An 18,763-nucleotide genomic window follows, 5' to 3' on the forward strand; every position below is an offset into this window, starting at 1 on the left:
CGTCACCCCAGCAGCGCCGCCACGACCACCAGGACCGGTACCGCCAGTACCGTGGACAGCAGGATCGAGTCGCGGGCCAGTTCCTCGCCGACGCGGTAGGTGCTGGCGTAGGTGTAGAGGTTCTGGGCGGCGGGCAGTGCCGAGGTCACCGTCACGTCGAGCAGGGGCGCGCCGTGCAGGTCGAAGACGGTCGACGCCAGCGCCCAGGCGACCAGCGGCTGGCCCACCGCCTTCAGGGCGACGGACAGCAGCACCGGGTGGCGGTCGCGGCCCCGGCCCGGGAGCGTGCTGCCGCGCAGGGAGATGCCGAAGGCGAGCAGGACGGCCGGCACGGACATGTTGCCGATCAGGGTGAGCGGGTCCATCACCGGTCCGGGGACGTGGATGCCGAGCCCCGAGACCGCCACGCCGGACAGCGAGCCCACGGCTATCGGGTTGCGGAGCGGGGCGAGCAGGCGCCGCCACCAGGGGCCCTTCTCACCCATCCCGGACACGTCCAGGATCGTCAGGGCGACCGGGGTGAGGACCACCACCTGGAAGAGCAGCACCGGTGCCACCAGGGACGCGTCGCCCAGCACGTACACCGCGATCGGGATGCCGAGGTTGCCCGAGTTGACGTAGCTGGAGCACAGCGCGCCGATCGTCGTACGGCCCACGCCCCAGCCCCGTACGACACCCACCGCCACGAACGCGCCCGCCGCCGCGGCCGTGCTCAGGGCCGTCACCAGCAGGCGGCTGGAGAAGATCACCGCCAGGTCGGCCCTGGCGAGGGTGGTGAAGAGGAGGGCGGGCGAGGCGACGTGGAAGGCGAGCTTGGTGAGGACCTCGCGGCCGTTCGCCCCCAGGTGCCCGCCACGGCCGAGGACATAGCCGACGGCGATGACGATCGCGATCACCGCGAACCCGCTCAGCACCCCCTGCACGGGACCCCCTCGCGGCGGAGGAGACCGTGGGGCGGGGCGGGCGCTGCTGATCCGTGGGGCATACAGCCAACCCTCTGGGTCGGTCAGGTGCAGGTCAACGTTGTGACCCTTGTGATCTTCGCGACCGTCCGGAAGGCGGGGCGCCCTGCCCGATGAGTTGTCAGACCCGCGGCGGTCTACCGCCCGTGGATGCCGTGACCCCCGCCGTGCTCATGCTGTCGGGCCCCGTCGTCAGGGACGAGGTGCCGGGGCTCTGCGACGACGTGCGTGAGCTGCTCGGGGCGGGCGGGGCCGGCGGGCCGCGCCGCCGGGTCGTCGTCTGCGATGTGGGCGGGCTCGGGCCGCCGGGTCTGGCGGCCGTCGACCTGCTGGCCCGGCTTGAACTGGCGGCCCGGCGGGCCGGAGGGCGGATCCGGCTCCGCGACCCCGACCCCGCCCTACGCTCCCTCCTCCGCTTCGTCGGCCTTCGCCTCCAGATGGAGGGGGAGGTCGAAGAGCGGGAACCAGCGCTTGGTGTCGAGGAAGAAGTGGAACCCGGTCAGCCGGCCGTCTGAGATCTCCAGTACCTGGATCGACCAGGGGCTCCAGCCGCCGGTGTCCGGGTCGGGCTTGTACTGGGCGAACCCGGGCAGGCCGTTGACCCGGACCGGGAACAGCCGCGAGCCCTCGCAGGCCGAGCCGATCGTCGTCATGAACCCGGCGATGTCGTCGTGGCCGGTGAGCCACAGGTCGAACGGCGGCATCGTCATGATGGCGTCCTCGTGGAGCAGCGCCGTCAGGGCGGTCATGTCGTAGCCCTCGAAGGCGGCGACATAGCGCTCCAGGAGCTTCTGCTGCTCCTCGTCGAGCGGGTCGGAGACCTCCGCGGCGGCGCCCGACTGCTGCTGCTCGGCCAGCGTGGCCCGGGCCCGCTGCAACGCGCTGTTGACCGACGCGACGGTGGTGCCGAGCAGCTCGGCCACCTCGGTGGCCTTCCAGGCCAGCACCTCGCGCAGGATCAGCACCGCCCGCTGCTTGGGCGGCAGCTGCTGCAACGCGGCCATGAAGGCCAGCCGGATCGACTCCTTGGCCACGGCGGCCTCCGCCGGGTCGTCCACGGTCGGCAGCACGCGCGCGTCGGGCACCGGCTCCAGCCAGGTGTTGTCGGGCCGGGGGGAGAGCGCCGCCTGGGCCAGCGGCGTCGACTCGCTGAGGTCCATCGGCCGGGCCCGCTTGTTCCCCGCGGTGAGCATGTCCAGGCACACGTTCGTCGCGATCCGGTACAGCCACGACCGGAGGCTGGAGCGGCCCTCGAACTTCTCGTAGCTCCGCCAGGCCCGCACCAGGGTGTCCTGCACCGCGTCCTCGGCCTCGAACGACGAGCCGAGCATGCGGTAGCAGTACCCGGTCAGCTCGGTCCGGTACTTCTCCAGTGCGACGTCGAGGTCCGCCGTCGCCGTGCTGTCGGTCATGTTCCGTCCACCCACCCCTGTGGCCGTTCCTGTGCGCGCGCCGTTGCGCTCCAGCACTTCGGAAGGTATCGCAGGGGACTGACAATGGCCCCCGGAGTGGGGAAACGTGCAGGTGAGATGGGGGCGCCCACGGATCTGGGGGTGCGGTCCGTGGGCGGGTGCGGCGTCGTCGTGGCTGGTCGCGCAGTTCCCCGCGCCCCTTTCGGGGCGTTGCAGTGCGGGGCGTCGGTCAGTGGGCGTCGGTCAGTGGGCGTTGGCCAGGAGGGTGCGGCGGGCTGCCATCGAGCCCAGGACCGTGATGGTCACGACGCCCAGGATCGCGAGGAGGCCTACACCGACCGTGCCGGACCAGCCCTGGGCGTGGAAGGCGAGCGCGCCGACCGTGCTGCCCGCGCTGGAGCCGACGTAGTAGGCGGACTGGTAGAGGGCCGAGGCCTGGGCCCTGCCGTGGGTGGCCGTCTTGCTGACCGCGGAGGAGGCGACCGCGTGGCCCGCGAAGAAGCCCGCGGTGATCAGGACGAGGCCGAGCAGGACCAGGGGGAGCGAGTCGGCCAGGGAGAGCAGGAGGCCGCCGGCCGTGGTGCCGCCGGCCAGGTAGAGGGCACCGCGGCGGCCCAGGCGGCCGACCAGGCGGCCCGCCGTCGACGCGGACACCGTACCGACCAGGTACACCAGGAAGATCGAGCCGATGACGCCCTGCGGGAGCGAGAAGGGCTCCTGGGTCAGGCGGTAGCCGATCACCGTGTAGACACCGCCGAAGACGGTCATGAAGAGCGCGCCGATCGCGTACAGGCGGCGCAGCAGCGGGTCGGCCAGGTGGTCGCGGACCGTGCCGAGCAGCCGGCGCGGGTGCAGCGAGCCCGCCTTGAAGTGCCGCGGCGCGGGGAGGAGCAGCCGGAAGGCGACGGCGCAGCCGACCGCGATCACACCGATCGTGCCGACGGCCACCCGCCAGCCCCACTCCTGCGCGACCCAGCCGGTGATGACCCGGCCGCTCATCCCGCCCACGCTGTTGCCCGCGACGAACAGGCCGATCGCCGTGACCAGCGCCTTCGGCCGGACCTCCTCGGCCAGATAGGCCTGCGCGGACGCCGGCAGACCGGCCAGCGCCGCGCCCTGGACGCCGCGGAGCACGATCAGCGCGCCGAGGGAGGGCGCGAAGGGCACCAGCAGTCCTACGGTCACCGCGACCGCCAGCGAGGCCGTCATGACCGTACGGCGTCCGAACCGCTCGGACAGCGCGCTCATCGGGATGACGAACAGCGCCAGACCGCCGGTCGCCGCCGCCACCGTCCAGCTCGCGTCGCTCGCGGAGACGTCGTAGCCGTCCGAGATCAGCGGGAGCAGGGCCTGCGTGGAGTAGAGGAGGGCGAAGGTCGCGACACCGGCGAGGAAGAGCGCGAAGCTCATCCGGCGGTAGCCGGGACCGCCCGGGGTCAGCCGGGAGTCGACGGCGGGGACGGCGGCGGGGACGGACGGGACGGCGCCCACGGTGGTGGACGCCCCGGTACTGGCGGGAGACATGCCTCGAACGTACGGACCCCGGTGTTGATCCGTCCAATGCATGGAATCGCCATAATCGTTCCCATGGAGCATCAGCAGAGGTCAGCGGAGCGTCTGTCACCGGACAGTGACACAGAAGACATGACGATGTTGCTGGCCCCACGCCTCGCGTACTTCGCCGGCGTGGCCCGCACGGAGCATGTCACCAGGGCCGCCCAGGAGCTGAACGTCCCCCAGTCCACGCTCTCCCGTGCGATGGTCCGCCTGGAACAGGACCTGGGCGTCGACCTCTTCACCCGGCACGGCCGCACCGTCTCCCTCACCCCCGCCGGCCGCACCTTCCTCACCTCGGTCGAGCGCGCCCTCGCCGAGGTCCGGCGCGCCGCCGACGAGGTACGCGCCGACGCCGACCCCACGGCGGGGAAGGTCGCCTTCGGATTCCTGCACACCATGGGCGCGGAGACCGTACCCGGTCTCCTCCAGGCCTTCCGCGTCGACCATCCCCGCATCCGCTTCGGCCTCGTCCAGAACTACGGCGAGGCGATGATCGAGAAGCTCCGGGCGGGGGAGTTGGACCTGTGTCTCACCTCCCCGGTGCCGGACGCGCCCGACCTGGTGGCCCGCCGCCTCGACGAGCAGAAGCTGCGCCTGGTGGTCCCCGCCGACCACCCGCTGGCCGGCCGCAAGCGCATCCGCCTCGCCGAAGCGGCCGACGAGACCTTCGTGACCCTGGAACCGGGCTACGGCCTGCGCCGCATCACCGACGACCTCTGCACGGAGGCCGGCTTCCGGCCGCGCATCGCCTTCGAGGGAGAGGAGGCGGAGACGCTGCGGGGCCTGGTGGCGGCCGGGCTGGGGGTCGCGCTGCTCCCGCCACCCGCCTTTCCCCGCCCGGGAGTCGCGGAACTGACGGTCACGGCCCCGAGAGCGGTCAGGGAGATCGGCGTGGCATGGCTGAACGGCCACCCGGACACCCCGCCGGTGGCCGCCTTCAAGAAGTTCCTGCTGTCCAGGCGCGGCAACCTGCTCCCCGCCTAGCGACAGCGCCCCCGTCAGGGGCGCGGGGAACTGCGCGACCAGCCACAAAGCGCCCGCACTTTGGAACGGAGCTCAGCCCTTCCGCAGCGACTTGCCGAACCCCGCAGCCAACGGCATCCGCAACCCGATCGGCGGCGGCGCAGCCAACGCATCCTCCACCGGCCGCGACACCGCATGCCCGTACAGCGCCCCCATGACGAAGTCCGAAGCGAGAGCGAGGACTTCGTCCCGGTGCTGATGCAACCCGTGGCCGTCCGAGTGCACCTCGAACCGGCACACCTCCCGGTTCGCCTTCTTCGCCCGCGCCGCCAGCCGGAACGACAGCTCCGGATCGGTCCGTTCGTCGTTCGTGCCGTGCACGACCAGCACCCGGCGGCCCACCAGCTGCCGGACCGGTTCCTCGGGCGCCGCCACATCGTCCTCGGGCAGCCAGGGGGCGATGGAGACCACGGAGTTGACCGCCTCGTGCCCGCCCGCGTGCAGCGCGGCCCGGCCGCCCATCCCCACGCCGAGCAGACAGACGGGGACGTCGCCGTACCGCCGTACGACCTCGTCGGCCGCCCAGTCGGCGTCCCCGGCGAGATGCGCCTCGCTGCCGTTCCAGCCGCGATAGCGGTAGTGGACGACGTGCGCGGCCAGTCCCTCGTCCCGGCCGTCCCGGGCGAGCCGGCGGCCGAGCGCGCGGACGAAGGCCGTCGCCCATACGAGGGACGGCCGTCGCGCGGAGACCTCCTCCCCACCGGGGAGGAGCAGGACCGCGCCGCTCACCGTCGTCGGCTCCTGGCCGACTGCCCTGCTCAGGCTGGCCGTTCGGACCGGCGTCGCTTGCTGTGCCATGACAGAACAGTGTCAGAAGAGGTGGTGTACCCGACCCGTCCGTGCGGTCACCATTGCGTATCGACGGAAACGGAAATCTTCGAGTACCGAGCGATCTACGCGCGTAGGAGTTACAGTGCGGAAATGACGAGCCAGAGCACCGCGAACACCCCGACGCCGGAGCAGATCCGCCGGGCGCCGAAGGTTCTGCTGCACGACCACCTCGACGGCGGCCTGCGTCCGGGCACCGTCGCCGACCTCGCCCGGGAGACCGGGTACGCCGGCCTCCCCGAGACCGACCCGGACAAGCTCGGCATCTGGTTCCGCGAGGCCGCCGACTCCGGTTCGCTGGAGCGGTACCTGGAGACGTTCTCGCACACCGTCGGCGTCATGCAGACCCGGGACGCCCTCGTCCGGGTCGCCCGCGAGTGCGCCGAGGACCTCGCCGAGGACGGCGTCGTCTACGCCGAGGTGCGGTACGCCCCCGAGCAGCACCTGGAGCAGGGGCTGACCCTGGAGGAGGTCGTCGAGGCGGTCAACGAGGGGTTCCGGCAGGGTGAGGCGCTCGCCCGGGAGGACGGCCGGCGGATCCGGGTCGGCGCCCTGCTCACCGCCATGCGGCACGCGGCCCGCTCCCTGGAGATCGCCGAGCTCGCCAACCGCTACCGGGACCTGGGCGTCGTCGGCTTCGACATCGCGGGCGCCGAGGCCGGCTACCCGCCCACCCGGCACCTGGACGCCTTCGAGTACCTCAAGCGCGAGAACAACCACTTCACCATCCATGCCGGCGAGGCCTTCGGGCTGCCGTCCATCTGGCAGGCGTTGCAATGGTGCGGCGCCGACCGGCTCGGGCACGGGGTGCGGATCATCGACGACATCCAGGTCCACGAGGACGGCACGGTCAAGCTCGGCCGGCTCGCCTCCTACGTCCGCGACAAGCGGATCCCGCTGGAGCTGTGCCCCAGCTCCAACCTCCAGACCGGCGCCGCCGACTCCTACACCGGGCACCCGATCGGGCTGCTGCGCCGGCTCCACTTCCGGGCCACCGTGAACACCGACAACCGGCTGATGTCCGGGACCAGCATGAGCCGGGAATTCGAGCATCTCGTCGAGGCGTTCGGTTACACGCTCGACGACATGCAGTGGTTCTCCGTCAATGCGATGAAATCAGCGTTCATTCCTTTCGATGAACGACTCGCCATGATCAATGACGTCGTCAAGCCCGGTTATGCAGAGCTGAAATCCGAATGGATGTTCCGACAGACCGCCTCCACCAGCGGTTCTGCTGATCCGGAGGGCTGATTCGACGCCTCGGCGGGGCACGGAATGCGGACGCGTCTTCACCGGCCGTCCGTATTTCGGTGTTTGCGGCGGACGGCCCGGCATGTTTACGGTCGTGGACCGCTCAGCGTGTTGTTTATCCCCGTCTCCGCATTGCAAGGACGCATTGACGATGAAGCAGTCTGCTGCCAAGACCCTCGGTGTCGCCGCCCTCGGTGCCGCCTTCGCCGCCGTCGGCGCGGGCGCGGCCAACGCGGCCCCGGCCGTCCCGGACTCCCCCCAGGCCCTGGACACCGTCACCAAGACGCTGCCGGCCGAGAACGTCTCCAAGGCGCTGCCGGGTGCCGGTGAGGCCGTGGCGCAGGGGCAGAGCGCCCTCGGTGCCGGACTGACCGCGGTCCAGCCGGCCGTCAAGCAGGTCCTCGCCGGCGGCCCGACCAAGCCCGTCGCCGGCCTCCTCGGCGGCCTGCCGGTCCAGGGCCTGCCCACGCACGGCCTGCCGGTGAACGGGATTCCGCTCGGCTGACCTCTCCCCGGCCGATCGGCGATGCCGTTGGGGCGCCCCGGAACCTCCGGGGCGCCCCAACGGCATGGTCGTACCGCATGGTCACCAGGCGGTGGAGGCCTTCTCCTCCGAGGGGAGGAGGATCCACAGCGCTATGTAGAGCAGGAACTGCGGACCCGGCAGCAGGCAGGAGAGCAGGAAGATCACCCGCATCGTGGTCGCGGAGGTGCCGAAGCGCCGGGCCAGCGCGGCGCACACTCCGCCGATCATGCGGCCGTGGGTGGGGCGGGCGAGGCTGGACATCTGCGGCTCCTTCGTGAGCGTCCGGTGCGGGGCGGCCCTTCCGGCCCCCCGTCTGCCCTCAACGGTACGGAGACGAACCGGGTCGAAGCGTCGCTCTACGGGGCGATCCCGACCCTGGGAATCGTCGGGGTACGACCCTGAGCCGCTTCCTCCTGGGGGAGGGCCGCGGGCCGCCGCCGCTCACCCCGCCGGCGGAGCCGGGCGCGTGCCGCGGGCACCACCGCGAGATGCGCGATCACGACGCCGGCCGTGTTGAGGAGTATCGAGTCGACGTCCACCACCCGGCCGGGCACCCCGGTCTGCAGCAGGGCTATGCCCGTCGAGATCAGCGCGCCCGCGGCGGCCGAACTGGTCAGCGAGGCGAGCGGGGAGACCCGCAGCTTCCCGTGCGTCATCGGCAGCAGCACGCCCAGCGGCGCGAGCAGCGCGAGCCCCTCACCGATCCGGTGCGCGGCCTCGCGCCCGCCGAGCGCCAGGTCGGCGCGGATGCCCGCGAGGGGGTGCAGGTTGGCCGGCATCACCCAGGGCACGTCCAGCGGCCGAAGCATCAGCCAGGCGACGAACACGAGATGTGCGACAAGGAGGACACCCCCTGCCACACGGACGCGGATCGCGGCGCTGCCGCCGATGGAGCCTTGACGCTGCACGCCCCCGTAGACGCGCCCGCGCACACGATCGGTTCCGGATAGGGGAGTGAGGCCTCGACCACACGCCCCCGAGGACGCGCCCCTTCCGGGGGACGCCCCGTCAGGGAGGCGCCCTGTCAGGGGGCGCCCCGTCAGGGGCGCGGGGAACTGCGCGACAAGGTCCCACCGGCCCGCACCCGCAGTGCGACCTGTCCCGGCACCCCAGGAGGCGCCCAAACGCCCCTCACTGGGAGGCCACCTCGGTGGACGGCGGCCGATTCCCACTCGGCGCATTCCGCACGGCGTCCGTGCACTCGTACCGCCGCAACGGCTCCGTCCCCGGACCGCCCAGGATCACCGACCCGTCCCCCTCCGCGGCGGCCGAGTCGGACAGCGTGCACACGATCTGGGCGAGCGCGTACGACGTCAGCTGCGGCGGCGACGTGCTCAGCCGCAGCGTGTCGTCGGGATCCCCGGCCCGCGGCCCCCCGACGCTCATCCCGCCCCGCACGTACGTCGTGTAGCCGGCCTCCTTCTCGGCGGCCGACGGCGTCTCGGCGAGCTGGTCGAGCAGCCCCTGGGCGACGATCACCCGCCGTCTGGCGTCCACCGAACCGTCCGGGACCCGCACCTGGCGGTCCACGGTCACCAGCGACGAACCGCACAGCAGGAACACCTGCACCGGCACCCCGTGCTCGTCCTGCGTGGACAGGTCCGGCTGGGTCATCGAGCACGGCACCCGCGAGGGCGCCCCGCCGAAATCGGTCGGCACCTCGGTGGCCCGGATCCCGCACCCGGAGAGCGCCAGCGCCAGACCGGCAACGGCCAGGAGTCTTCGTACGTGCATCAGGCGCCCCTCTCCCCGGCGTCTCCGGCATCCCCGGCTTCCGCTGCGGCCCCGGTGCCGCCGGTGCCCCCGGCACCCTCCGCGTCCTTGCCGTCCTCCGTCAGCCGCGAGGCGTCCCGGGGCAGCCGGAGCGTGAACACCGCACCGCCCTCGGGGGAGTTCGCGGCGGTGATCGAGCCGCCGTGGATGCGGGCGTTCTCCGTCGCGATGGACAGGCCCAGGCCGCTGCCCTCGGAGCGCGGCCGGGACGCGCTGGCCTTGTAGAACCGGTCGAAGACGTGCGGCAGCACGTCCTCCGGGATGCCCGGACCGTGGTCCCGTACGGCGACGACCAGGTCGTCGCCCTCGATGCGCACCGACACCCGCACCGGCGACCCGCCGTGCTTGAGCGCGTTGCCGATCAGGTTGGCGAGGATGACGTCGAGGCGGCGCGGGTCGAGGCGGGCGTGGATGCCGCGCTCGGCGTCCAGGTCCACCGCGTCCAGCCAGGCGCGGGCGTCGATGCAGGCGGTGATCTGGTCGGCGATGTCGACGTCGTCGAGGACGAGACGGGCCGTACCGGCGTCGAAGCGGGTGACCTCCATCAGGTTCTCGACGAGGTCGTTGAGGCGGCGCGTCTCGCTGACGACCAGCCGGACGGCGGGCTCGATCATCGGGTCCATCGACCCGGACTCGGCCTCCAGCTCCTCCTCCAGGATCTCCGTCACGGCGGTGATCGCGGTGAGCGGGGTGCGCAGCTCGTGGCTCATGTCGGCGACGAACCGCCGGGACGCGTCGTCCCGCGCGGCCATGTCGTCGACCCGCTTCTCCAGCGCCTCGGCCGCGTCGTTGAACGTCCGGGAGAGATCGGCGAGTTCGTCCGTGCCCGACACCCGCAGCCGGGTGTCCAGCTTGCCCTCGCCGAGCCGCCGCGCGGCGACCCCGAGCCGGTGCACCGGCTTCAGCACGGTCGTGGCGGCGGCCTGCGCCAGCAGCGCCGAACCGATCAGAGCGAGCCCGGTCGCGATCCCCAGCGACCAGGCCAGCGAGTTGAGGTCCTTCGCCTCCGGCTCCAGGGACTTCATCATGTAGCCGGTCGGCCCGCCGCCGATCAGCCGCGTCCCGGCGACGAGATACGGCGTGCCGTGGTCGACGACCCGCTGCCAGTACAGGTGGTACGCCGACTTGTTGGACTCGCTCACCTTCTGCTGCTTGTCCACGGCCTTGCGCAGCGAGGTCGGCACGTCGTCCAGCGCGAACGCGCTGAGCCCGTCCGAACTGCCGTACACCGTCTTGCCGTTGCCGTCCTGGCCGACCAGCAGCACGCTGAACCGCTGGCTGCTGCTCGCCATCTGCCCGGCCGTGCGCTGCAGTTCGTCCTGCGACGGATGCACGGGCAGCGCTCCGGCCCGGTTCTGCATCTCCTGCTGGAAGTCGCGCAGCACCGCGTCCTGGGTACGGGTGAGCACGGCCTCGCGGTTGAGCCAGTACGCGATGCCGGACGCGGACACGGCGGCGGTCAGCGCGACCAGCCCGAAGACGACGACGAGCCGCAGCCGCAGACTGGTGAAACGCAGCCGGGACACCGCTCCCTTGCGATCCGAGGCCCAGCCGCGGAAACCCTCTTGCCGGTCCGTCACTGAGGGGCGTCCAGGCGGTAGCCGACACCACGCACGGTACGGATCAGGGTCGGGGACGAGGGCACGTCCTCGACCTTGGCGCGCAGCCGCTGCACACAGGCGTCCACCAGCCGGGAGTCACCGAGGTAGTCGTGTTCCCAGACCAGCCGCAGCAGTTGCTGCCGGGACAGCGCCTGCCCAGGCCGCCGGCTCAGTTCGAGCAGCAGCCGCAGCTCGGTCGGTGTCAGCTGCAGATCCTCGCCGTTCTTCGTCACGGTCATCGCGCTGCGGTCGATGACGACGTTGCCGAAGGTCGCCGAGTCGGTGGACTCCCGCTCCCCGCGCCGCAGCACGGCCCGGATCCGGGCGTCGAGCACCCGCCCCTGGACCGGCTTGACGACATAGTCGTCGGCCCCGGACTCCAGCCCGACCACCACATCGATGTCATCGCTGCGCGCGGTCAGCAGAATGATCGGCAGCTGGTCCGTGCGCCGGATCCGCCGGCACACCTCGAAACCGTCGATGCCGGGCAGCATGACATCGAGGACGATCAGATCGGGCCGCTGCTCACGCAACAGCTTCAGACCGTCCTCACCGGTCGCAGCGGTGGCCACCCGGTGCCCCTGGCGCGTCAGAGAGAGCTCCAGGGCCGTACGGATGGCGTCGTCGTCCTCGATCAGCAACAGGGAAGGCACGGGCTCATTCTGGCCCATGCAGGGCCCGTCGTACGACCTGTGCGGCTTGTAGCACCCCGCAAACCTCCGTAGCGCCACAACCTGTGCACCTCCTGTGGACGCTGTGTGCCGGACCCCTGTGACAGGTCTGTGACAGTCGGCGGATACGGCCGTGAAGGTGGCCCGGCAGTCTTTTCGGCACAGGCAAGCGAGTGAACGCGGCGAGCGGCCTGGGCAAGCCGAACTACCGGAAGTCCACGACGGGGGGCGCGAGATGAACACGCTGATCGGTCACAGCACCAGCGCAGTGATCACGCGTCTGCACGACGTGAACCGGGGTTCCGAGAAGTCCGGTGCCGTGAGCGGGCGGGGGTGCGCTCGCGGCACCGGGCGTCAGCACACCGGCTACATGTCGGTGGTTGACAGTCGCACGGGGGAAACGCACGGGGGATCCGCCTACAGGGAGGACACGGGGGAGCGTCGCTCGCTGACCGAGGCGGAGTTCACCGCCTACGTCCAGGAGCGCCGCGCCTCCCTGTACGCGACCGCCTACCACCTGACCGGCGACCGCTACGAGGCCGAGGACCTGCTGCAGAGCGCGCTGTTCTCGACGTACAAGGCGTGGGACCGGATCAGCGACAAGGCGGCCGTGGGCGGCTACCTGCGCCGCACCATGACCAACCTGCACATCAGCGCCTGGCGGCGCCGCAAGCTCAACGAGTACCCGACCGAGGAACTGCCGGAGACGCCCGGTGACACGGACGCGATGAGCGGCACCGAGCTGCGCGCCGTCCTGTGGCAGGCGCTCGCCCGGCTCCCCGAGCTCCAGCGCACCATGCTGGTCCTGCGCTACTACGAGGGCCGCACGGACCCGGAGATCGCGGAGATCCTCGACATCAGTGTCGGCACGGTGAAGTCCAGCATCTGGCGGTCGCTCCGCCGGCTGCGCGAGGACGAGGTCCTCAGCTTCGGCCGTGACGAGGAAGACGCCTTCGGGGAGCTCGTCGCCTGAAGGTAACGGGATCCGGGGGGATCCTGACGGGGGAGAACCGGGGGAGGGTCCGGGGGGACCCACGGGGAACACGGGGGCACGGGGGAAAACGGATCCGGGGGGATCCGGGGGGAAGCACGGGGGAAGCTCCGCCACGGGGGACACGGGGGTGTTCGGCGGAGCAACGGGGGAAAGCGGGACTGGAGGGCCGGGGGGTCCATCCAGTCCCGCTTTTTCTGCGCTCTCCCTGCCTTACGCCGTGGCCTGCGTCCGGTCCCGGTTCTGCCGGCCCACCGCTGCCGCGGCCATGCGGCCCAGAGCCTCGTCCCGGTCGCACGGATACGCGCCCAGCGCCACCTGACGGCTCACGATCGTGCGCTCCGCCCGCATCAGCCGCCAGCCGCGCCGCAGCAGGAACGGCACCGACTTGCGGCCCTCCTTGAGATCGCGCAGGAACCGGCGCCGGAACGTCTTCACCGGGCCCCGGCTCAGGCAGAGCGCGTCGGCCAGCAGGCCTAGTTCGCGGCAGCGTTCCACGATCTCGGCGGCGAAGATGCCCTCGGCGATGAACAGCGGGGTACGGCCGATGTCCAGCGTCTCGGCGCCGGTGCGGGCGCTCAGCGCTATGTCATATACCGGTATCGGCGCGGCGCCCGTGGCGCACAGCCGGCCGATCGCCTCGACCGCGACCTCCGCGTCCCAGGACTCCGGGTGGTCCCAGTCGATGTCCGAACTCCCCGCCACCAGCGGCAGAGTCGGGTCGTCGCCCTCTTTGTAGAAGTCGTCGAGGCGCAGGACGGGGAGCCCGGAACGGGCGGCGACCAGTGACTTGCCCGAGCCGGAGGGGCCGCACAGCAGCACGACGCGGGCGGGGGACGGAGGATGAATGCTCACGGAACACCAGTTTGACGCATGGGGGGCCTCCTGCCGACCCCGCGGGTCGGCTTTGGAGCGTGAGTCACACCTCAACTACCCTGTGCTCCGTCACGATTACCCTGCGTACCAGAAGGCGGCACCAGCGATGTCCCGACACGCGTCCTCCCCGACCCCGACCGCCCGGCGCGCCCTGACCGCCCTTGCCACGGCAGGCGTGGCGCTCGGCGCGGGCGCCGCGACGGCCGCCGCCGACGCCCGGCCCGCCGTGGACGCGGTCCGGACCAGCCCCACCTCGCTCGGCCACGTCGACCCGCAGTCGGGCGTGCGGGCGCTGGGCGCCATGCTGCCGTACGTCACGGGGTCGGTGGCGGCCCTGAAGCCCAACCCCCTCGCGGGCACGAGCGTCGACCCGCTGGACAACGGGGTGGGGACCCAGCTCGCCGACTTCAAGCCGCTGACGTCGAAGATGGTGACGGGACCGGTGGCGCAGGCCCCGTCGATCGGGTCGCTTCCGGTGGTGGGGAAGCTCCTGGGGGGCTGAGCGCGGTGGGGAACTGCGGGTCCGGTTGTGGCTGGTCGCGCAGTTCCTCCCCCAGCCTTCGGCCGGGGGTACCCCCAGCGCCCCTGACGGGGCGCTTCGACGCACCTCAGTACGAAGAGCCGGACGCTCCCAGCGACCCCGTCGGGTGCCACACCGTCTTCGTCTCCAGGAAGGCCGTCAGGCGGTCCGTCCCCGGTGCGGCCGTCCAGTCGTCCACAGCCTGTGGACGCAGCACGCGCTTGAGGTTGTCGGCCGCCGCGATCTCCAGCTCCTTCGCCAGCACCTCGTCCGCGCCCGCGAGGTCGATCGCGTTGACGTCCTGGTGGGCGGCGAGGGGGGCGGCGATCTCCGCGGTACGGCCGGAGAGGACGTTGACGACTCCGCCCGGGACGTCGGAGGTGGCGAGGACCTCGGCGAGGGAGAGGGCGGGGAGCGGGGACTTCTCGCTCGCTACGACGACCGCCGTGTTGCCGGTCGCGATCACCGGGGCGAGCACCGACACCAGGCCCAGGAACGACGACTCCTGGGGGGCGACGACCGCCACCACGCCCGTCGGCTCGGGCGTCGAGAGGTTGAAGAAGGGGCCCGCGACCGGGTTGCCGCCGCCCACCACCTGGGCGATCTTGTCGGTCCAGCCGGCGTACCAGACCCAGCGGTCGATCGTCGCGTCCACCACCGCGGCGGCCTTGGACTTGCCGAGGCCCTCCGCGTCGGCGACCTCGCGCACGAACTGGTCCCGGCGGCCCTCCAGCATCTCCGCGACGCGGTAGAGGACCTGGCCCCGGTTGTAGGCGGTGGCGCCCGCCCAGCCGCCGAACGCCTTGCGGGCGGCGACGACCGCGTCCCGGGCGTCCTTGCGGCTGGACTGCGGTGCGTTGGCCAGCCAGTTGCCCTTGGAGTCGGTCACCTCGTACACCCGGCCGCTCTCGGAACGCGGGAACTTCCCGCCGACGTACAGCTTGTAGGTCTTGAAGACAGACAGGCGATCAGACATCGAGGTATGCCTCCAGGCCGTGGCGACCGCCCTCGCGGCCGAAGCCCGACTCCTTGTAACCGCCGAACGGCGAGGTCGGGTCGAACTTGTTGAAGGTGTTGGACCAGACGACGCCGGCACGCAGCTTGTTCGCGACGGCCAGGATCCGCGACCCCTTCTCGGTCCAGATGCCGGCCGAGAGGCCGTACTGGGTGTTGTTGGCCTTGGCGACGGCCTCGTCCGGGGTGCGGAAGGTGAGGACGGACAGGACCGGACCGAAGATCTCGTCCCGCGCGATCGTGTGCGCCTGGGTGACGTTCGTGAAGAGCGTCGGGGCGAACCAGTAGCCGGCGGAGGGGAGTTCGCAGGCCGGGGACCAGCGCTCGGCGCCCTCCGCGGCGCCCTGGTCGGCGAGCGCGGTGATCCGGGCCAGCTGCTCGGCGGAGTTGATCGCGCCGATGTCGGTGTTCTTGTCCAGCGGGTCGCCGAGACGCAGCGTCGACAGACGGCGCTTCAACGATTCCAGCAGCTCGTCGTGGATCGACTCCTGGACGAGGAGCCGGGAGCCCGCGCAGCAGACCTGGCCCTGGTTGAAGAAGATGCCGGTGACGATGCCCTCGACGGCCTGGTCGATGGGGGCGTCGTCGAAGACGATGTTGGCGCCCTTGCCGCCCAGCTCCAGGGTGACCTTCTTGCGGGTGCCGGCGACCGTGCGCGCGATCTCCTTGCCGACGGCCGTCGAGCCGGTGAAGGCGACCTTGTTCACGTCCGGGTGGGCGACGAGCGCGGCGCCCGCGTCGCCGTAGCCGGGGAGGATGTTGACGACGCCCTTGGGCAGGCCCGCCTGGCGGCAGATGTCTGCGAAGAACAACGCCGACAGGGGGGTGGTCTCCGCCGGCTTGAGTACGACGGTGTTGCCCGTCGCCAGCGCCGGGGCGATCTTCCAGGCCAGCATCAGGAGGGGGAAGTTCCAGGGGATGACCTGGCCGGCGACCCCGAGGGGGCGCGGGTCCGCGCCGTAGCCGGCGTGGTCGAGCTTGTCGGCCCAGCCCGCGTAGTAGAAGAAGTGCGCGGCGACCAGGGGGAGGTCCGCGTCGCGGGTCTCCTTGATCGGCTTGCCGTTGTCCAGGGTCTCCAGGACGGCGAGCTCACGGCTGCGCTCCTGGATGATCCGGGCGATGCGGAACAGGTACTTCGCCCGCTCGGAGCCCGGCAGCGCCGACCACTTCTCGAAGGCCTTGCGGGCGGCCTTGACGGCACGGTCGACGTCCGCCTCGCCGGCCTGGGCGACCTCGGAGAGGACCTCCTCGGTCGACGGGCTGACCGTCTTGAAGACCTTGCCGTCGGCGGCGTCGGTGAACTCGCCGTCGATGAAGAGGCCGTAGGAGGGCGCGATGTCGACGACGGAGCGGGACTCGGGCGCCGGCGCGTACTCGAATGCGGTGGTCATCTTTTCCTTGGCCATGGTGTTCAGTCCACCGTCACGTAGTCGGGGCCGGAGTAGCGGCCGGTGGCCAGCTTCTGACGCTGCATCAGCAGGTCGTTCAGGAGCGAGGAGGCGCCGAACCGGAACCAGTGGTTGTCCAGCCAGTCCGCACCGGCCGTCTCGTTGACGAGAACGAGGAACTTGATCGCGTCCTTGCTGGTCCGGATCCCGCCGGCGGGTTTCACGCCCACCTGGACACCGGTCTGCGCCCGGAAGTCGCGCACGGCCTCCAGCATGAGCAGGGTGTTTGCCGGGGTGGCGTTCACCGCGACCTTGCCGGTCGACGTCTTGATGAAGTCGGCGCCCGCGAGCATGCCCAGCCAGGAGGCCCGGCGGATGTTGTCGTACGTCGACAGCTCGCCGGTCTCGAAGATGACCTTCAGCCGGGCCGCCGTCCCGCAGGCTTCGCGTACGGCGGTGATCTCGTCGTACACCTTGCGGTAGTTCCCCGCGAGGAAGGCCCCGCGGTCGATGACCATGTCGATCTCGTCGGCACCGGCGCTCACGGCGTCGCGCACGTCGGCGAGCTTCACGCCGAGCGCGGCGCGGCCGGCCGGGAAGGCGGTGGCGACGGAGGCGACCTTGACGGACGAGCCGGCGACGGCCTCCTTCGCGGTGGCCACCATGTCGGGGTAGACGCAGACGGCCGCCGTGGCGGGGGTCGTACGGTCCGTCGGGTCCGGGTGGACCGCCTTGGCGCCGAGCGCCCGGACCTTGCCCGGGGTGTCCGCGCCTTCCAGCGTCGTCAGGTCGACCATCGAGATGGCGAGGTCGATGGCGTACGCCTTCGCGGTGGTCTTGATGGAACGGGTGCCGAGCGAGGCGGCGCGCGCCTCCAGGCCGACCGCGTCGACGCCGGGCAGCCCGTGAAGGAAGCGGCGCAGCGTGCTGTCGGACGCGGTGACGTCAGCAAGTGCGTGGGGTGCGGTGGTGGGCATGGTCACCAGCCGAGCATATCTACGCGCGTAGCGGCTGTACACCCCGAGGGAACGGTTCTTCTTCGGAGGCGGTGAGACTACGCCCCTGGAAGGGGTGCGGGGAACTGCGCGAGCAACCACCCGCGAGTCGCACCCGCGCACCGGGCGCACACCCCACGGCGCCCGGACGCACACCCCACGGCACCCGGACGCACACCCCACGGCACCCGGGCGCACGCCTGAGGCACAATCGGCGACATGACCACGCCCCTCGTCAAGGACCGCATCTACCGATCGCCCCAGGCGCTGATCGGCGGCGTACTCCTCCTCGTCATCGTCGGCTGGCTCGGCATCGACGCGCTGCTCCGGGGGCACGGCCACACCCCCTGGCTCGCGCTCGCCGCGCTCATCCTCGTCGTGCCGCTGATCGTGGCCTTCACCCTGCGTCCCGCGGTGTTCGCGGGCGAGGACCGGCTGCGCGTACGGAACCCGTTCCGGGTGATCACGCTGCCGTGGGGGGAGATCGCCGCCCTGCGGTCCGGCTACTCGAACGAGGTGGTCGTCAAGTCCGGCGCGAAGTACCAGCTGTGGGCGATCCCGGTGTCCCTGCGAGGCCGCAAGAAGGCGGCACGGCAGCGGGCGAAGGCGGAGGCTGACGTGCGGCGCGGAGGGACGGGGGCCGGAACCGCCCGGCGCGGGCTCGGTGGCTTCGGCGGGTTCGGCGGCTTCGGGAGCTCCGGGGGGCTGGGCGGGTCCGAACACACGAACGAGCCGACGCGTGCGGACACCGACAAGGTCATGGACGACCTGCGCGAGCTGCTGGAGAGCAGGGGACCGGCCGAGTCGGCACAGGGCGAGATCACGGTGCGGTGGGCGTACGAGGTGGCCGCGCCGGCGGTGGCGGGAGCGGTGCTGCTGGGGATCCTGCTGGCTGTGTGGTGACCCCGTGTCAGTCCTCGGTCTTGATCTTCTTCATGGTCAGGTGGGACTCGACGCGCAGGATGCCGGGGAGGCCGGTGAGTTTGCCGGTGATGAAGGTGTTGTACGCGGCGTCGTCGGCGACGGCGACGCGGAGGAAGTAGTCGGGGCGGCCGTACATCCGGCGGAACTCGACGACCTCCTCGTACGAGGAGAGGGTCTCCTCCAGGGTCTCGATGGTCTTCAGGTCGTTGGCGGAGACCTCGATGTCGATCATGACCTCCAGGCCCCGGCCCAGGGCCTCCGGATTGATGACGGCGCGGTAGCCGGCGATGACCCCGGCGTCCTCCAGCCGCTTCAGGCGGCGCAGGCACGGCGGCGGGGTGAGGCCGACCCGCTTGGCCAGCTCGACGTTGCTCAGGCGACCGTCCCGGCGCAGGTGAAACAAAATGTCTCGATCGACGGCGTCGAGCTTTATTTCATTGCTCACGTTGGC

Annotated in this window: 21 protein-coding genes; 7 read left to right on the forward strand and 14 right to left on the reverse strand. The window is 71.5% G+C overall.

The features are described 5' to 3' along the window. Nucleotides 1–2: 2 nt before the first annotated feature. Nucleotides 3–923, reverse strand: a complete 921-nt coding sequence (locus AB0D74_RS32505; RefSeq protein WP_362594942.1) for an AEC family transporter — start codon at nucleotides 921–923, stop codon at nucleotides 3–5. Between the two features lie 152 nt (nucleotides 924–1,075). Here AB0D74_RS32505 and AB0D74_RS32510 point away from each other — a divergent pair, with 152 nt between their 5' ends. Beyond that, on the forward strand, nucleotides 1,076–1,477 hold the full coding sequence (locus AB0D74_RS32510; protein WP_362594944.1) for an STAS domain-containing protein: 402 nt from the start codon (nucleotides 1,076–1,078) through the stop codon (nucleotides 1,475–1,477). Here AB0D74_RS32510 and AB0D74_RS32515 read toward each other — a convergent pair. Continuing rightward, a complete protein-coding gene (locus tag AB0D74_RS32515; RefSeq protein WP_362594946.1) occupies nucleotides 1,361–2,374 on the reverse strand; it encodes a sigma-70 family RNA polymerase sigma factor in 1,014 nt (337 codons plus the stop codon). The genes AB0D74_RS32510 and AB0D74_RS32515 overlap by 117 nt on opposite strands. Nucleotides 2,375–2,617: 243 nt before the next feature. Then, entirely contained in the window at nucleotides 2,618–3,898 is a 1,281-nt protein-coding gene (locus tag AB0D74_RS32520; protein WP_362594948.1) for an MFS transporter, read from the reverse strand. Between the two features lie 63 nt (nucleotides 3,899–3,961). On the opposite strand from AB0D74_RS32520, the gene AB0D74_RS32525 reads away from it, so the two are divergent. Then, nucleotides 3,962–4,915, forward strand: a complete 954-nt coding sequence (locus tag AB0D74_RS32525; protein ID WP_362594950.1) for a LysR family transcriptional regulator — start codon at nucleotides 3,962–3,964, stop codon at nucleotides 4,913–4,915. Nucleotides 4,916–4,987: 72 nt separating this feature from the next. Here AB0D74_RS32525 and AB0D74_RS32530 read toward each other — a convergent pair whose 3' ends face one another. Then, nucleotides 4,988–5,752 carry a prolyl oligopeptidase family serine peptidase gene (locus AB0D74_RS32530; protein ID WP_362594952.1) on the reverse strand — a complete coding sequence of 255 codons (765 nt, stop codon included), beginning with the start codon at nucleotides 5,750–5,752 and terminating at the stop codon, nucleotides 4,988–4,990. A 123-nt stretch (nucleotides 5,753–5,875) separates the two neighbouring features. Here AB0D74_RS32530 and AB0D74_RS32535 point away from each other — a divergent pair, with 123 nt between their 5' ends. Together AB0D74_RS32535 and AB0D74_RS32540 are read left to right on the forward strand one after the other, a co-directional pair. Continuing rightward, nucleotides 5,876–7,033 carry an adenosine deaminase gene (locus tag AB0D74_RS32535; RefSeq protein ID WP_362594954.1) on the forward strand — a complete coding sequence of 386 codons (1,158 nt, stop codon included), beginning with the start codon at nucleotides 5,876–5,878 and terminating at the stop codon, nucleotides 7,031–7,033. A 151-nt stretch (nucleotides 7,034–7,184) separates the two neighbouring features. Beyond that, nucleotides 7,185–7,538, forward strand: a complete 354-nt coding sequence (locus AB0D74_RS32540) for an ATP-binding protein (RefSeq protein ID WP_362594956.1) — start codon at nucleotides 7,185–7,187, stop codon at nucleotides 7,536–7,538. 81 nt (nucleotides 7,539–7,619) lie between these two features. Here the strand turns inward: AB0D74_RS32540 and AB0D74_RS32545 are convergent, their stop codons facing one another. The 5 genes from AB0D74_RS32545 to afsQ1 all read right to left on the reverse strand — a co-directional run bounded on the left by AB0D74_RS32545 (nucleotide 7,620) and on the right by afsQ1 (nucleotide 11,586). Further along, nucleotides 7,620–7,820 carry a PspC domain-containing protein gene (locus tag AB0D74_RS32545; protein ID WP_181805292.1) on the reverse strand — a complete coding sequence of 67 codons (201 nt, stop codon included), beginning with the start codon at nucleotides 7,818–7,820 and terminating at the stop codon, nucleotides 7,620–7,622. Between the two features lie 95 nt (nucleotides 7,821–7,915). After that, nucleotides 7,916–8,467: a VanZ family protein gene (locus AB0D74_RS32550; protein WP_362594959.1), complete on the reverse strand. Its 552-nt coding sequence runs from the start codon at nucleotides 8,465–8,467 to the stop codon at nucleotides 7,916–7,918. A gap of 223 nt (nucleotides 8,468–8,690) precedes the next feature. Continuing rightward, entirely contained in the window at nucleotides 8,691–9,293 is a 603-nt protein-coding gene (locus tag AB0D74_RS32555) for a hypothetical protein (RefSeq protein WP_362594961.1), read from the reverse strand. Continuing rightward, nucleotides 9,293–10,912 (reverse strand): HAMP domain-containing sensor histidine kinase, encoded by a 1,620-nt coding sequence (locus AB0D74_RS32560; RefSeq protein WP_362594963.1) that lies wholly within the window; start codon nucleotides 10,910–10,912, stop codon nucleotides 9,293–9,295. The genes AB0D74_RS32555 and AB0D74_RS32560 overlap by 1 nt, the downstream gene beginning before the upstream one ends. Further along, nucleotides 10,909–11,586 (reverse strand): two-component system response regulator AfsQ1, encoded by a 678-nt coding sequence (gene afsQ1 / locus AB0D74_RS32565; RefSeq protein ID WP_177232965.1) that lies wholly within the window; start codon nucleotides 11,584–11,586, stop codon nucleotides 10,909–10,911. The genes AB0D74_RS32560 and afsQ1 overlap by 4 nt, the downstream gene beginning before the upstream one ends. A 253-nt stretch (nucleotides 11,587–11,839) precedes the next feature. Between afsQ1 and AB0D74_RS32570 the strand changes: the two genes are divergently transcribed. After that, on the forward strand, nucleotides 11,840–12,577 hold the full coding sequence (locus AB0D74_RS32570) for a SigE family RNA polymerase sigma factor (RefSeq protein WP_362594965.1): 738 nt from the start codon (nucleotides 11,840–11,842) through the stop codon (nucleotides 12,575–12,577). 231 nt (nucleotides 12,578–12,808) lie between these two features. On the opposite strand, the gene AB0D74_RS32575 is transcribed toward AB0D74_RS32570, so the two are convergent. Further along, nucleotides 12,809–13,450: a uridine kinase gene (locus AB0D74_RS32575; RefSeq protein WP_362594967.1), complete on the reverse strand. Its 642-nt coding sequence runs from the start codon at nucleotides 13,448–13,450 to the stop codon at nucleotides 12,809–12,811. Between the two features lie 127 nt (nucleotides 13,451–13,577). Here AB0D74_RS32575 and AB0D74_RS32580 point away from each other — a divergent pair, with 127 nt between their 5' ends. Further along, entirely contained in the window at nucleotides 13,578–13,973 is a 396-nt protein-coding gene (locus AB0D74_RS32580; RefSeq protein WP_362594969.1) for a hypothetical protein, read from the forward strand. A 106-nt stretch (nucleotides 13,974–14,079) separates the two neighbouring features. Here AB0D74_RS32580 and AB0D74_RS32585 read toward each other — a convergent pair whose 3' ends face one another. From AB0D74_RS32585 to deoC, 3 genes are read right to left on the reverse strand one after another with little or no spacing between them, the layout of a single operon-like run. Then, nucleotides 14,080–14,967 carry an aldehyde dehydrogenase family protein gene (locus AB0D74_RS32585; protein ID WP_362594971.1) on the reverse strand — a complete coding sequence of 296 codons (888 nt, stop codon included), beginning with the start codon at nucleotides 14,965–14,967 and terminating at the stop codon, nucleotides 14,080–14,082. Then, on the reverse strand, nucleotides 14,960–16,396 hold the full coding sequence (locus tag AB0D74_RS32590; RefSeq protein ID WP_362594973.1) for an aldehyde dehydrogenase family protein: 1,437 nt from the start codon (nucleotides 16,394–16,396) through the stop codon (nucleotides 14,960–14,962). The genes AB0D74_RS32585 and AB0D74_RS32590 overlap by 8 nt, the downstream gene beginning before the upstream one ends. Nucleotides 16,397–16,416: 20 nt before the next feature. Next, entirely contained in the window at nucleotides 16,417–17,370 is a 954-nt protein-coding gene (gene deoC / locus AB0D74_RS32595; protein WP_362595171.1) for a deoxyribose-phosphate aldolase, read from the reverse strand. 237 nt (nucleotides 17,371–17,607) lie between these two features. Here deoC and AB0D74_RS32600 point away from each other — a divergent pair, with 237 nt between their 5' ends. Beyond that, a complete protein-coding gene (locus AB0D74_RS32600) occupies nucleotides 17,608–18,291 on the forward strand; it encodes a PH domain-containing protein (protein ID WP_362594975.1) in 684 nt (227 codons plus the stop codon). Nucleotides 18,292–18,298: 7 nt separating this feature from the next. Here the strand turns inward: AB0D74_RS32600 and AB0D74_RS32605 are convergent, their stop codons facing one another. Further along, on the reverse strand, nucleotides 18,299–18,757 hold the full coding sequence (locus AB0D74_RS32605) for an Lrp/AsnC family transcriptional regulator (protein ID WP_362594978.1): 459 nt from the start codon (nucleotides 18,755–18,757) through the stop codon (nucleotides 18,299–18,301). Nucleotides 18,758–18,763 lie beyond the last annotated feature (6 nt).

The organism is Streptomyces sp. NPDC048278 (assembly GCF_040652195.1).
Taxonomy (GTDB): Bacteria; Actinomycetota; Actinomycetes; order Streptomycetales; family Streptomycetaceae; genus Streptomyces.